This window comes from Pseudomonas sp. 21LCFQ02, assembly GCF_024129895.2.
GTDB lineage: Bacteria > Pseudomonadota > Gammaproteobacteria > Pseudomonadales > Pseudomonadaceae > Aquipseudomonas.
On sequence record NZ_CM178749.1, the window covers coordinates 1222737 to 1235070 of the forward strand.

A 12334-nucleotide genomic window follows, 5' to 3' on the forward strand; every position below is an offset into this window, starting at 1 on the left:
GCCGGTCCTACGGCGCGGCGCCGGGGCGGCAGGTGATCTACAGCCATTCACAATGAGGAACCCATGGGTCGGCTCAAGCGCCACAAGTACCTGCCTTTTCTTGCCTGGCTGCCGCAGCAGACCCGCCAGAGTGTCAGCCGTGATGCGTTGGTGGGCCTGAGCGGGGCGATCCTCGCCCTGCCACAATCGATCGCCTATGCGCTGATCGCCGGGCTACCCCCGGAGTACGGACTGTACGCGGCCATTGTGCCGGTGCTGATCGCATGCTTGTGGGGTTCGTCGTGGCACCTGATCTGCGGCCCGACAGCGGCGATTTCCGTGGTGCTGTACGCCAGTGTCAGCCCGCTGGCGGTGCCGGCCAGCCAGGATTACATCGCCCTGATTCTGCTGCTGACCTTCATCGCCGGGGCGTTCCAGATGCTGCTGGGGCTGATGCGGTTCGGCGCGCTGGTCAACTTCGTCTCGCACTCGGTGGTGGTCGGTTTCACCCTCGGCGCGGCAATCGTCATCGCCCTTGGCCAACTGCCCAACCTGATGGGCCTGAGCCTGCCCAGCCAGAGCACCGCACTGAACAGCTTCATGGCGCTGGTGACGCATGCCGGTGAACTGGACCCGGTATCACTGGCGCTGGGCGTACTGACTCTGGCGCTGGGCATGCTGCTCAAAACTCTGGTGCCGCGCTGGCCCACCTTGCTGATTGCCCTGGTTGCCAGCAGCCTGCTGGTCTGGCTGTGGCCGTCGCTGTTCGGTCACGTGCCGCTGGTCAAGGCATTCGTCGGCCACCTGCCGCCGTTCAGCCCGCTCACTGTGGATCTGGAACTGATTATTCGCCTGCTGCCGACCGCCGTCGCCGTGGGCATGCTCGGGCTGGTCAACAGCTTGTCGATTGCCCGCTCGCTGTCGGCGCGCTCGCAGCAGATGATCAACGCCAACCAGGAAGTCCGTGGACAGGGCCTGTCAAACATGGTCGGTGCGCTGTTTTCTGGCTATCTGTCGGCCGGCTCGTTCACCCGCGCCGCGCTCAGTTATGAGGCCGGCGCACACTCGCCGCTGGCCGGGGTGTTCTCGGCGCTGTGGGTGGCGCTGTTCGCGGTGGCAGGCGCCGGGCTGATCGCGCACATTCCGGTTCCGGCCATGGCCGCCTCAATCCTGTTGATCTGCTGGGGACTGGTGGATCGAAAGAGCATCGCCGCGCTGTTGCGGGTCAACCGTTCAGAGTTCTTCGTCATGCTCCTGACCTGCGTGGCGACACTGCTGCTGGAGCTGCAAACCGCAATTTACGCCGGGGTACTGGCTTCGCTGTTCTTCTACCTCAAGCGCACCTCACAGCCGCAAGTTCAGCAATGGCGCGACGGTGACCAGGAAATCCTGCGCTTTGGCGGCTCGATCTTCTTCGGCGCCAACCACTACCTGCAAAGCCGCCTGCAGCGCACCGAAGGTCAGCATGTGGTGATCGAGGCCCAGCACATCAACTTCATCGACTACTCCGGGGTCGAAATGCTGCACCAGGAAGCCCGGCGGCTGGGCAAACAGAACCGCAGCCTGACCCTGCGCAACGCCCGGCCCCATGTGGTTGAAGAGTTGCAGAAGCTGGAGGGCGTCGAGCAGTGCCCGGTCAGGTTCGAGGCTTCGCGCTGAGCAGCGGATCAGCCCTGGGCCAGTAGCCGGCGCATTTCAGCCAGCACCGGTGCCGAGTCAGGGCGAACCCCGCGCCACAACATAAATGCTTCGGCGGCCTGTTCGACCAGCATGCCCAGGCCGTCCACCACGCGCACGGCGCCGTGTTCGCTGGCCCAGCGGCAGAAGGCGGTCGGCTCTTTGCCGTACATCATGTCGTAGCAGAAGGTCACGCCCGGCTCGATCAGGCTTGGCGCAATCGGCGGCAGCTCGCCGGACAGGCTGGCCGAAGTGGCATTGATGATCACGTCCACCGGCTCTTCAAGCCAGTCAAAGCCGCTGGCCGACAGCGGCCCCAGATCAGCAAATTCGCGGGCCAGTTGCTCGGCCTTTTCCACGGTACGGTTGGCAATCACCAGGACCTCGGGTTGCTCGGCCAGCAATGGCTCCAGCACGCCGCGCACGGCACCACCGGCCCCCAGCAGCAGGATGCGTTTGCCGCGCAGCGCCAGGCCGCAGTTGACGGTCAGGTCACGCACCAGCCCGGCACCGTCAGTGTTGTCACCCAGCAAGGTGCCGTCGGCCTGCCTGGCCAGAGTGTTCACCGCACCGGCGCGGCGGGCGCGCTCGGTCAACTGGTCGGCGAGGGCGAAGGCTTGCTCTTTGAACGGCACAGTGACGTTACCGCCCCGGCCAGTCGCAAAGAAGTCCCGGGCATAGTCGGCAAAACCGTCCAGCGGTGCCAGTGCGGTGTTGTAGTCCAGTTGCTGGCCGGTCTGCTCGGCAAACAGGCGGTGAATCAGCGGCGATTTGCTGTGGCCGATGGGGTTACCGAAGACGACGTAGTGGTCCATTGGGCTTCCTGTTGATCACTGGGTCTGGTCGGGCGCGGCGAGGGCCAGCCAGTCGCGGTCCTGCAAGAAATAGTCGGTCAGGCGTGCTTCTTCGCTGCCCGGTGCGGCTTTCCAGTCGTAGCCCCAGCGTACCTGCGGCGGCAGGGACATGAGGATCGATTCGGTACGCCCGCCCGATTGCAGGCCGAACAGCGTGCCACGGTCGTATACCAGGTTGAACTCGACATAACGCCCACGGCGGAACTCCTGGAATTCGCGCTGTTGCACGGTCCAGGCAGCGGCCTTGCGGCGGCGCACGATGGGCAGGTAGGCCTCCAGGTACGCATCGCCGATGGCGCGCATGAAGGCGAAGCTGGTGTCGAAGTCCCACTGGTTCAGGTCATCGAAGAACAGCCCGCCAATGCCGCGCGGCTCGTTGCGATGCTTGAGGTGGAAATAGCTGTCGCACCAGGCCTTGTAGCGTGGGTACACGTCGGCACCGAAGGGTGCGCAGGCGCGTTCGGCGACCTGGTGCCAGTGGATGCAGTCTTCCTCGACGCCATAGTAAGGGGTCAGGTCAAAGCCGCCACCGAACCACCAGACCGGTTCTTCGCCTTCTTTTTCGGCGATGAAGAACCGCACGTTGGCATGCGAGGTTGGCACGTACGGGTTGCGCGGGTGGATCACCAGCGACACGCCCAGCGCCTGGAAGCCGCGCCCGGCCAGCTCGGGCCGATGGGCACTGGCCGACGGCGGCAGGCTGCTGCCGAATACATGGGAAAAGTTGACGCCGCCTTTCTCGACCACCGCGCCGTTCTCGATGACCCGGGTACGGCCACCGCCCCCGGCTTCACGGGCCCAGGCATCTTCGATGAAGTGCGCGCCACCGTCTTCATGCTCCAGCGCGGCGCAGATACGGTCTTGCAGGTCGAGCAGATAGGCTTTGACGGCTTCGGTACGGCTATTCATGGCGCTCCCTAAAGGGAGCCTCTAAAAACATCGGCGAGGCAGCCAGCGCAAGGCAAAAACAGGCGAGGAACAGTCGGAGTCGCGCTCGACTTTACGGGTTGTAAATGAGCATTCCGAGCCTGTTTTTAACGCAGCGATGGCAACGCAGGCAGTTTTTAGAGGCTCCCTAAAAACGTCTGGTGCCCGGACTACAAGGGCTCCAGGCAAAGTGGCGGGTAGCATAACATCGCCTGCAATGGCTTCGCAGTTGACGTGCGTCACATGAAAGGGTCCGATAGGGAAGACAGTGGATCCAACATCATGGAGAGAGCACATGGCAAAGCGTATCCAGTTCAGCAAGACGGGTGGCCCTGAAGTCCTTGAGTACGTCGACTTCGAACCCGCCGAGCCAGGCCCACAGGAGGTGCGAGTACGCAACCGGGCCATCGGCCTGAACTTCATCGATACCTATTACCGCAGCGGGCTGTACCCGGCACAACTGCCCAGCGGTCTGGGCAATGAAGGCGCAGGTGTCGTCGAGGCGGTGGGCAGTGAAGTAAGCCGTTTCAGTGTCGGTGACCGGGTGGCCTATGGCACCGGCCCGCTGGGCGGCTACAGCGAATTTCATGTCTTGCCAGAAGCCAACCTGATCAAGCTGCCCGATGCGATCAGCTTCGAGCAGGCCGCCGCCGTGCTGCTCAAGGGTCTGACCACCCAGTACCTGCTGCGCCAGACCTACCAGATCAAACCCGGTGAAACCTTCCTGTTCCATGCCGCTGCCGGCGGCGTCGGTTCGCTGGCCTGCCAGTGGGCCAAAGCGCTGGGCGCCAACCTGATCGGTACGGTCAGCAGTGCGGAAAAAGCCGCTCACGCCAAGGCCCTGGGCGCCTGGGAGACCATCGACTACAGCCATGAAGACGTGGCCAAGCGGGTGCTGGAATTGACTGACGGCAAGAAGTGCCCGGTGGTCTATGACAGCGTGGGCAAGGACACCTGGCTGACCTCACTCGATTGCGTGGCGCCGCGTGGCCTGCTGGTCAGCTTCGGCAATGCCTCGGGCGCGGTGACCGGCGTCCACCTGGGGCTGCTGGCCCAGAAAGGTTCGCTGTACGTCACCCGACCAACCCTGGGCAGTTACGCCAACACCCCGCAAAGCCTGCAGAGCATGGCCGATGAGCTGTTCGACATGCTGGCCTGCGGCAAGATCAAGGTCAACGACATCCAGCAGTACGCCCTGCAGGATGCAGCCCAGGCACAGACCGAACTGGCGGCGCGCCGCACCACCGGTTCGACCATTCTGATTCCTTGATCGGCCTGGTGGGAGACTCTATGGCTCTGTGCAAGTCTTTCGGTTTGTCTGTGGACATGCCATAGCATTCGTGGGCTGAGCCGACTCCCACCGGGTTTGTGCCTGGCCCAAGTGCTCGGCACAACGCCGACCCAGTGGGAGCTAGCCTGCTAGCGAAGACGGCGGTGCATTCGCCACAAATACTGTGATTTTACTGGTCTCGTCGCGAGCAGAGCTCGCTCCCACAAAGATTTGTGGTGCTTAATCGAGCAGTATTGACTCTAGCCGGGACGAACCACCTGCCCGGTCGCCAGATCACGGATCACGCTTGGATTACGGCGCCCGCCCAGGCTGCCGCCGAGCACGTGGTCGATCTGGCCGCGGAAGTATTGCTCGACCCGCAACCGTGAACGCGCGGCAGGCCGGCCCGCCGGGTTGGCGGAGGTGGAAATCAGCGGCCCGACCAGTGCGCACAGCTCGCGCACCTGCGGGTGGCTGGTGACCCGCAGGGCTACGGTGTCGTGTTGGCCGGTGACCCATTCGGGCAGCAGGTTCTGGTGTGGCACCAGCCAGGTATTCGGGCCGGGCCAGGTACTGGCCATGCGATCAATCCAAAGCTCGGGGAAGCCCTCGAACAAAAAGTCGAACTGGCGAATATTGTCCGCGACCAGAATCAGGCCCTTATCCACCGGCCGTGATTTGATTGCCAGCAGCCGCCAGACCGCCTCTTCATCCCAAGGATCACAGCCCAACCCCCAAACCGCTTCGGTTGGATAGGCAATCACCGCCCCGGCTCTGACTTCACGAGCGGCTTGTTGCACACGCCAACTGTTGACCATTGCTGTCTCTCCAATAGATTGGGCGGCAGTGTACCCTTAGTCACCGGCAGCGAACCATCGCCCGCCCTCACAACTGACCCGGCCTTCAAGCTCCAGCTCAGTCAGCGCGGCCAGCACTCTGGATAATGCCCAGCCACTGCTGAGCATCAGACCCTCGCTGGTCTGCGGCGCGGCATGCAACAGGGCCAGCAGCGGATGGGCGGCTGGTGCCGGAAGTGCAGGCTCGACCACCGTGCTTGCCACCTGCCAGTGACGCAGACCTTCAAGGATGTGTTCGACGCTTTCCACCAATGTTGCGCCATCGCGAATCAATTGGTGACAACCCCGTGCACCGGGATGATGAATCGACCCCGGTATCGCATACACCTCACGGCCTTGCTCGGCGGCCATCCGGGCGGTGATCAGCGAGCCGCTGCGCACGCTGGCCTCAACCACCAGCACCCCCAACGACAGACCGCTGATGATCCGGTTGCGGCGCGGAAAGTTGGCTGCTTGCGGACCTGCATCAAGGGGAAACTCGGAAATGACTGCACCACGCTGCTCGATCATGCGTCTGGCCAGGGCGTGATTGCGCTGTGGATAAAAATTTTCCAGCCCCGTGCCCAACACCCCGATGGTAGAGCCACCCACGTCCAGCGCAGCCTGATGCACAGCCCCATCCACCCCCAGCGCCAGACCGCTGGTGATCACCAATCCGCCAGCCGCCAGACTGCGGGCAAAGGCACTGGCGGTGTCCAGCCCCGGCTTTGAGGCACGGCGGCTGCCGACCATTGCCAGTTGCGGGCGCTCGAGCAAAGCAGGGTCGCCCGCGATGAACAACAGCGGTGGCGGGTCGGCGATTTCAGCCAGCAGGGCAGGGTAGGCAGGGTCGTCCCACATCAGTAAATGCTGGCCCGCACGCTCGATCCAGGCCAGCGCAGCGCTGGCCCCATCGCGCACCAAAGGGGCACGCCGGGCTTCGCTGCTGGCCTGGGGCAGACGCAAGGAACGCCAGGCACTGGCCGGTGCCGCCAGCGCCGCACTGGCACTGCCGAAGGCTTCGATGAGTCGGGTAAAGCGAGCCGGGCCGATATCAGGTAACCGGTGCAAGCGCAGCCGGGCTTCAAGTTCAGCCGGTGAAACTGAATGATTTTCAAACAATGGCATACGATCATCCCTGATCCGCAGCGCACCGATACACGTGCGCAACCTGTGGATAACTCTGTGAACAACGCTGTAAAAGTGAACGCTCCCTGTTCACCCATACAGGCTGTGCAGAGTCAGGGATTACGTACCTTGTCCATGATGCTCAACGACCGGTTGGCGTGCAGGACCAAGGCGTAACTGAGCTTGTCATAGGTGCGGAACACCATCAGCAACCCGGACCGCTCGTCCGGAATTTTCACCTGCCCGCCGGTGATCCGGTCGCGCACGTGTTCGCCGGTTTTGTAGATCGCCAGCACATTGCCTTCTGCCAGGCCATCCAGACGGCCCTTGTCGAGGGTCACCACGTCGTTGACGCCGATCTGCGTCACGCCGCGAGGCACATCGATGATCAGCCCGTCGATGGTCGAGGCGGGCGCAGTGGGCATGAAGGTCGAGTTGATCGGCCGCTCTTCGCTGGCGAACAGCCGGTCACCAAGGCGCACTTCCTGGGTCGAGCGCTGCATGACCAGGGTTGAGATGTCGCCTTCGCTGGCGACCACTTCGCCACTGCCGATATCGTCGGCATTGATGCCGAGAATTTCCTTGGTCTCAGGGTCGGTATAGACCTTGCCCTGGCGAAAGATGCCGTAGATGGTGTGGGTATTGTCCAGCTCGCCACGGGCGTAGATCCGGTCGCCCTGACCGCTGAGCACCCGCTCGGCATTACCGGCGACGATGTACGGCGCCTGGCGGAACTGATCAGCGCTGTTGACGATCCGGTTGCTGAGCAGAAAAGCGTTGATCGCACCCAACGGGATGCTGGGGATGGCCTCGACAGTCGGTGAGCTGCGCACCCGTGGCGAAAGCTTGACCGTGCCACGCGATTCGCCGCGCCCCAGCACCACCTGCGGCTTGCCGTCGACATAAGTAAGGCTCAGGGTGTCGCCGGGGTAGATCAGGTCAGGATCCTGAATACCGGGGTTGGCGCGCCAGATCTCTTTCCAGCGCCATGGCTCACGCAGAAATTTACCGGAAATGTCCCACAGCGTGTCACCGGCTGTAACGGTGTAACTCTGTGGATGGCCATCCCTGAGTTGCACTTGCGCCTGCACCAGACCAGTGGCTGTCAACAGCAGCAGGGCGAGTAGTGTTTTCCTCATGCGGTGAATCCCTTTATCATGTGGCATCGCTTGACTGGAAGACGACCTGAACCCGCCTCCTGGCGCACGCCCACAGCCGTGTTCTGATTCGTGTCAGGCGCAGTGGAGAAAAGGCGTTCCGCGCCTGGCAGCCAGTCCTGACTTTACCCTATCAGTGCAGCACTTACGTATATGGCCATCCTAAACATTCTCGAATTCCCCGATGCGCGCCTGCGCACCATCGCCAAGCCGGTGACGGTCGTGGACGACGCCATCCGCCAGTTGATCGACGACATGTTTGAAACCATGTACGAAGCACCTGGCATCGGCCTGGCAGCCACCCAGATCAACGTCCACAAGCGCATAGTGGTCATGGACCTGAGCGAAGACCGCAGCGAGCCGCAGGTCTTCATCAACCCGGAGCTTGAAACCCTCAGCGAAGACATGGGCCAGTATCAGGAAGGCTGCCTGTCGGTGCCCGGCTTCTACGAAAACGTCGACCGCCCGCTGCGGGTCCGGGTCAAGGCCCTTGACCGTGACGGCCAGCCTTATGAGCTGATCGCCGAAGGCCTGCTGGCGGTGTGCATCCAGCACGAGTGCGACCACCTCAACGGCAAGCTGTTCGTGGACTACCTGTCGACCCTCAAGCGTGACCGGATCAAGAAGAAGCTGGAAAAACAGCACAAGCAGAAAGCCTGATCCGTTGTCACTCACCAAAAGGCCTGTCACGGGCCTTTTGCTTTTTTTATGGAACGAGAAGCCCATGACTGAGCCACTGCGCATCGTCTTCGCCGGCACCCCGGAATTTGCCGCCGAACACCTCAAGGCCCTGCTCGACAGCCCTTATCAGATCGTGGCGGTCTATACCCAGCCCGACCGCCCGGCCGGCCGTGGGCAAAAGCTCATGCCCAGCCCGGTCAAGCAGTTGGCCCAGCAGCACAACGTGCCCGTGCTGCAGCCACCGACGCTGCGTGATGCCCAGGCCCAGGCCGAACTGGCCGCACTGCAGCCCGACCTGATGGTGGTGGTCGCCTATGGCCTGATCCTGCCGCAAGTGGTGCTGGATATCCCGCGTCTGGGCTGCATCAACAGCCACGCCTCGCTGCTGCCGCGTTGGCGCGGTGCGGCGCCGATCCAGCGCGCCGTGCAGGCCGGTGACGCCGAAAGCGGGGTCACGGTGATGCGCATGGAGGCAGGCCTTGATACCGGTCCCATGCTGCTCAAGAGCGTCACCCCGATCAGCGCCGACGACACCGGCGGCAGCCTGCATGACCGTCTGGCCGAACTCGGCCCACCTGCAGTGCTGCAAGCGATTGCCGGCCTGGCAGACGGCTCGCTGACCGGCGAAGTCCAGGACGACAGCCTGGCCACCTATGCCCACAAACTGAACAAGGATGAAGCACGCCTGGACTGGAGCCGCCCGGCCATTGAGCTGGAGCGTCTGATCCGTGCGTTCAATCCCTGGCCGATCTGCCACAGCACCCTAGCTGGCGAAGCCCTCAAGGTGCTGGCCGCCAGCCTGGCCGATGGCAGCGGCGTGCCGGGCACCATCCTCGACGCCAGCAAGGACGGCCTGTTGGTTGCCTGTGGTGAGCAGGCGCTGCGCCTGACCCGCCTGCAACTGCCGGGCGGCAAAGCGCTGAACTTCGCTGACCTGTTCAACAGCCGCCGCGAGAAATTCGCCACCGGTACGGTACTGGGCCAATGAACCCGCGTCTGGCTGCCGCCAAAGCCCTTGCCGCCGTGATCAGTGGCAAGGCATCGCTGAACAGTTCGCTGCCCGCGCAATTGGACAAGGTCGAGCCGCGTGACCGTGGCCTGACCCAGGACCTGGCCTTCGGCACCGCCCGCTGGCAACCGCGCCTGTCGGAACTGGCCGCCAAATTGCTGCAAAAGCCCTTCAAGGCCGCCGATGCCGATGTCGAGGCATTGCTGCTGATCGGTCTGTACCAGCTGTTCTACAGCCGGATCCCGGCACATGCCGCCATCGGTGAGACCGTGGGCTGCGCCGACAAGCTGAAAAAATCCTGGGCCAAGGGCCTGATCAACGCGGTACTGCGCCGTGCCCAGCGCGAAGGTCAGGCGCTGCTGGCTGAACTGGAACACGACCCGGTGGTGCGTACCGCCCACCCGCGCTGGCTGCAAAAAGCCCTGAAAGCCGCCTGGCCAGAACAATGGGAAGCCATCAGCGCGGCGAACAATGCCCACCCGCCGATGATCCTGCGGGTCAACCGCCGCCATCACGACCGGGCCGGGTATCTGGAGCTGCTCAAGGCCGCCGCGATCGAGGCGCAGCCCTGCCAGTTCAGCCAGGACGGTATCGTGCTTGCCGAGGCCACCGACGTGCGCAATCTGCCGGGCTTTGCCGAGGGCTGGATCAGCGTGCAGGATGAAGCCGCCCAATTGGCCGCCGACCTGCTGCAACTGGCGCCGGGGCAACGGGTACTGGACGCCTGCTGCGCACCGGGCGGCAAGACCTGCCACCTGCTGGAAGTCCAGGCAGATCTGGCTGGTGTGGTCGCCGTCGATCTGGAAGCCAAGCGGCTGGTACGGGTGCGCGAGAACCTTGACCGCCTGGGCCTCGATGCCGAGCTGATCGCCGCCGACGGCCGCGACACTGCGCAATGGTGGGACGGCAAACCGTTCCAGCGCATCCTGCTCGACGCCCCGTGCTCGGCCACCGGCGTGATCCGCCGTCACCCGGACATCAAACTGACCCGCCAGGCCGACGATATCCCGGCCCTGGCTACGCTGCAGGGCGAACTGCTCGATGCGCTGTGGCCGACCCTGGAAGTGGGCGGCATCCTGCTGTACGCGACCTGTTCGACGCTGCCGACCGAAAACACCAACGTCATCGGCGCATTTCTGGCCCGCACAGCGGGCGCCCGCGAACTGGACATCGCCGGCCAGCAAGGCCAGCCAGCGGCAGGCATCAAGCAACCGCATGGTCGCCAGTTGCTGGCTCAAGAGGGTGGGCATGATGGTTTCTATTACGCAAAACTGATCAAGATCGCAGCTGAACGGACGACACCTCATATATAGGAGTGGCGCCTTCGCATCTGAAGCCGCTCCTACACAGATCCAGACTCTCAGGAGTTAAAGGTTGAAAATCATCATCCTCGGTGCAGGGCAGGTTGGCGGCACGCTGGCCGAACACCTGGCCAGCGAAGCCAACGATATCACTGTGGTCGACACCGACGGCGACCGCCTGCGCAATCTGGGCGACCGCCTGGATATCCGCACCGTGCAGGGTAAGGGCTCGTTTCCGACCGTGCTGCGCCAGGCCGGCGCCGACGATGCCGACATGCTGGTGGCGGTCACCAACAGCGATGAGTGCAACATGGTTGCCTGCCAGGTGGCCTACACCCTGTTTCATACCCCGACCAAGATTGCCCGGGTCCGCGAGTCAGCCTACCTGACCCGCGGCGAGCTGTTCGACAACGACGCCATTCCGGTGGACGTGCTGATCAGCCCCGAGCAGGTGGTGACTCATTACATCAAGCGTCTGATCGAACAGCCCGGCGCCTTGCAGGTGATCGACTTCGGTGAAGGCAAGGCGCAACTGGTAGCGACCAAGGCCTACTACGGCGGGCCGCTGGTCGGCCAGCAACTGCGTCAGCTCAAGGCGCACATGCCCAACGTCGAAACCCGCGTGGCAGCGATCTTCCGCCGTGACCGGCCGATCCTGCCCAAGGGCGACACGGTGATCGAAGCCGACGATGAGGTGTTTTTCATCGCCGCCAAGGCCGACATTCGCGCGGTGATGGGCGAGATGCGCCGGCTCGACGAGAACTACAAACGCATCGTCATCGCCGGCGGCGGCAACATCGGCGAACGCCTGGCCGAAGCCATTGAAAGCCGCTATCAGGTCAAGATCATCGAGATGAGCGCGGCGCGCTGCCGCTACCTTTCGGAAAACCTCAACAGCACCGTGGTGTTGCAAGGCAGCTCGTCAGATCGCGACCTGTTGATGGAAGAGAACATCGGCGACACCGACCTGTTCCTGGCCCTGACCAACGATGACGAAGCCAACATCATGTCGTCGCTGCTGGCCAAACGCATGGGCGCGCGCACCGTCATCACCCTGATCAACAACCCGGCCTATGTCGACCTGGTGCAAGGCGGCGAAATCGACATCGCGGTCAGCCCGCAGCTCGCCACCATCGGCACCCTGCTGGCCCACGTGCGCCGTGGCGATATCGTCAGCGTGCATTCATTGCGCCGCGGCGCAGCAGAAGCCATTGAACTGGTGGCCCACGGTGATGCCAAGTCGAGCAAGGTGATTGGCCGCGCCATCAAGGACATCAACCTGCCCAACGGCACCACCATCGGCGCGATCATTCGCGACGAAGAAGTACTCATCGCCCACGACAGCACCGTGATCGAATCGGGCGACCACGTGATCATGTTCCTGGTGGACAAGAAATACATCCGCGATGCCGAGCGGCTGTTTCAGGTGGGATTGAGTTTTTTCTGATAGCCAGGAAATTTCATACGCAAGAACCAGAGACGTCCTGTAGATGCAATTTGGTAGGGTACACGCCA

11 protein-coding genes are annotated in these 12334 nt (G+C 63.2%); 6 read left to right on the top strand and 5 right to left on the bottom strand.

What is annotated here, in order from left to right; translation table 11 throughout:
• The first annotated feature begins 63 nt into the window (after positions 1-63).
• Positions 64-1638, top strand: coding sequence for a SulP family inorganic anion transporter (locus NJC40_RS05800; RefSeq protein ID WP_253140977.1), 1575 nt, complete (start codon positions 64-66; stop codon positions 1636-1638).
• Positions 1639-1646: 8 nt separating this feature from the next.
• Here NJC40_RS05800 and aroE read toward each other — a convergent pair whose 3' ends face one another.
• Together aroE and hemF are read right to left on the bottom strand one after the other, a co-directional pair.
• Positions 1647-2471, bottom strand: coding sequence for a shikimate dehydrogenase (aroE, locus tag NJC40_RS05805; protein ID WP_253140976.1), 825 nt, complete (start codon positions 2469-2471; stop codon positions 1647-1649).
• 15 nt (positions 2472-2486) lie between these two features.
• Entirely contained in the window at positions 2487-3419 is a 933-nt protein-coding gene (gene hemF, locus NJC40_RS05810) for an oxygen-dependent coproporphyrinogen oxidase (protein ID WP_253113787.1), read from the bottom strand.
• A 313-nt stretch (positions 3420-3732) separates the two neighbouring features.
• Here hemF and NJC40_RS05815 point away from each other — a divergent pair, with 313 nt between their 5' ends.
• Positions 3733-4707 (top strand): NADPH:quinone reductase, encoded by a 975-nt coding sequence (locus NJC40_RS05815; RefSeq protein WP_045485262.1) that lies wholly within the window; start codon positions 3733-3735, stop codon positions 4705-4707.
• A 260-nt stretch (positions 4708-4967) separates the two neighbouring features.
• Here the strand turns inward: NJC40_RS05815 and tsaC are convergent, their stop codons facing one another.
• The 3 genes from tsaC to NJC40_RS05830 all read right to left on the bottom strand — a co-directional run bounded on the left by tsaC (position 4968) and on the right by NJC40_RS05830 (position 7810).
• Complete coding sequence (gene tsaC / locus NJC40_RS05820; RefSeq protein ID WP_253140975.1) at positions 4968-5525, bottom strand: L-threonylcarbamoyladenylate synthase type 1 TsaC; 558 nt, start codon at positions 5523-5525, stop codon at positions 4968-4970.
• Positions 5526-5561: 36 nt separating this feature from the next.
• On the bottom strand, positions 5562-6671 hold the full coding sequence (gene dprA, locus NJC40_RS05825) for a DNA-processing protein DprA (protein ID WP_253140974.1): 1110 nt from the start codon (positions 6669-6671) through the stop codon (positions 5562-5564).
• 113 nt (positions 6672-6784) lie between these two features.
• Positions 6785-7810 carry a LysM peptidoglycan-binding domain-containing protein gene (locus tag NJC40_RS05830; RefSeq protein ID WP_045494048.1) on the bottom strand — a complete coding sequence of 342 codons (1026 nt, stop codon included), beginning with the start codon at positions 7808-7810 and terminating at the stop codon, positions 6785-6787.
• 171 nt (positions 7811-7981) lie between these two features.
• Here NJC40_RS05830 and def point away from each other — a divergent pair, with 171 nt between their 5' ends.
• From def to trkA, 4 genes are all read left to right on the top strand, one after another.
• Positions 7982-8488 carry a peptide deformylase gene (def, locus tag NJC40_RS05835; RefSeq protein ID WP_045485271.1) on the top strand — a complete coding sequence of 169 codons (507 nt, stop codon included), beginning with the start codon at positions 7982-7984 and terminating at the stop codon, positions 8486-8488.
• A gap of 64 nt (positions 8489-8552) precedes the next feature.
• Complete coding sequence (gene fmt, locus NJC40_RS05840; RefSeq protein WP_045485274.1) at positions 8553-9497, top strand: methionyl-tRNA formyltransferase; 945 nt, start codon at positions 8553-8555, stop codon at positions 9495-9497.
• Positions 9494-10831, top strand: a complete 1338-nt coding sequence (gene rsmB / locus NJC40_RS05845) for a 16S rRNA (cytosine(967)-C(5))-methyltransferase RsmB (RefSeq protein WP_253140973.1) — start codon at positions 9494-9496, stop codon at positions 10829-10831. The genes fmt and rsmB overlap by 4 nt, the downstream gene beginning before the upstream one ends.
• A 61-nt stretch (positions 10832-10892) precedes the next feature.
• Complete coding sequence (gene trkA / locus NJC40_RS05850; protein ID WP_045485280.1) at positions 10893-12266, top strand: Trk system potassium transporter TrkA; 1374 nt, start codon at positions 10893-10895, stop codon at positions 12264-12266.
• Positions 12267-12334: the final 68 nt, after the last annotated feature.

What these genes read in the sequence shown, in the direction of transcription:
- NJC40_RS05800 (WP_253140977.1), top strand. Translation starts at nt 64, where the DNA reads ATGGGTCGGCTCAAGCGCCACAAGTACCTGCCTTTTCTTGCCTGGCTG.
- aroE (WP_253140976.1), bottom strand. Translation starts at nt 2,471, where the DNA reads ATGGACCACTACGTCGTCTTCGGTAACCCCATCGGCCACAGCAAATCG.
- hemF (WP_253113787.1), bottom strand. Translation starts at nt 3,419, where the DNA reads ATGAATAGCCGTACCGAAGCCGTCAAAGCCTATCTGCTCGACCTGCAA.
- NJC40_RS05815 (WP_045485262.1), top strand. Translation starts at nt 3,733, where the DNA reads ATGGCAAAGCGTATCCAGTTCAGCAAGACGGGTGGCCCTGAAGTCCTT.
- tsaC (WP_253140975.1), bottom strand. Translation starts at nt 5,525, where the DNA reads ATGGTCAACAGTTGGCGTGTGCAACAAGCCGCTCGTGAAGTCAGAGCC.
- dprA (WP_253140974.1), bottom strand. Translation starts at nt 6,671, where the DNA reads ATGCCATTGTTTGAAAATCATTCAGTTTCACCGGCTGAACTTGAAGCC.
- NJC40_RS05830 (WP_045494048.1), bottom strand. Translation starts at nt 7,810, where the DNA reads ATGAGGAAAACACTACTCGCCCTGCTGCTGTTGACAGCCACTGGTCTG.
- def (WP_045485271.1), top strand. Translation starts at nt 7,982, where the DNA reads ATGGCCATCCTAAACATTCTCGAATTCCCCGATGCGCGCCTGCGCACC.
- fmt (WP_045485274.1), top strand. Translation starts at nt 8,553, where the DNA reads ATGACTGAGCCACTGCGCATCGTCTTCGCCGGCACCCCGGAATTTGCC.
- rsmB (WP_253140973.1), top strand. Translation starts at nt 9,494, where the DNA reads ATGAACCCGCGTCTGGCTGCCGCCAAAGCCCTTGCCGCCGTGATCAGT.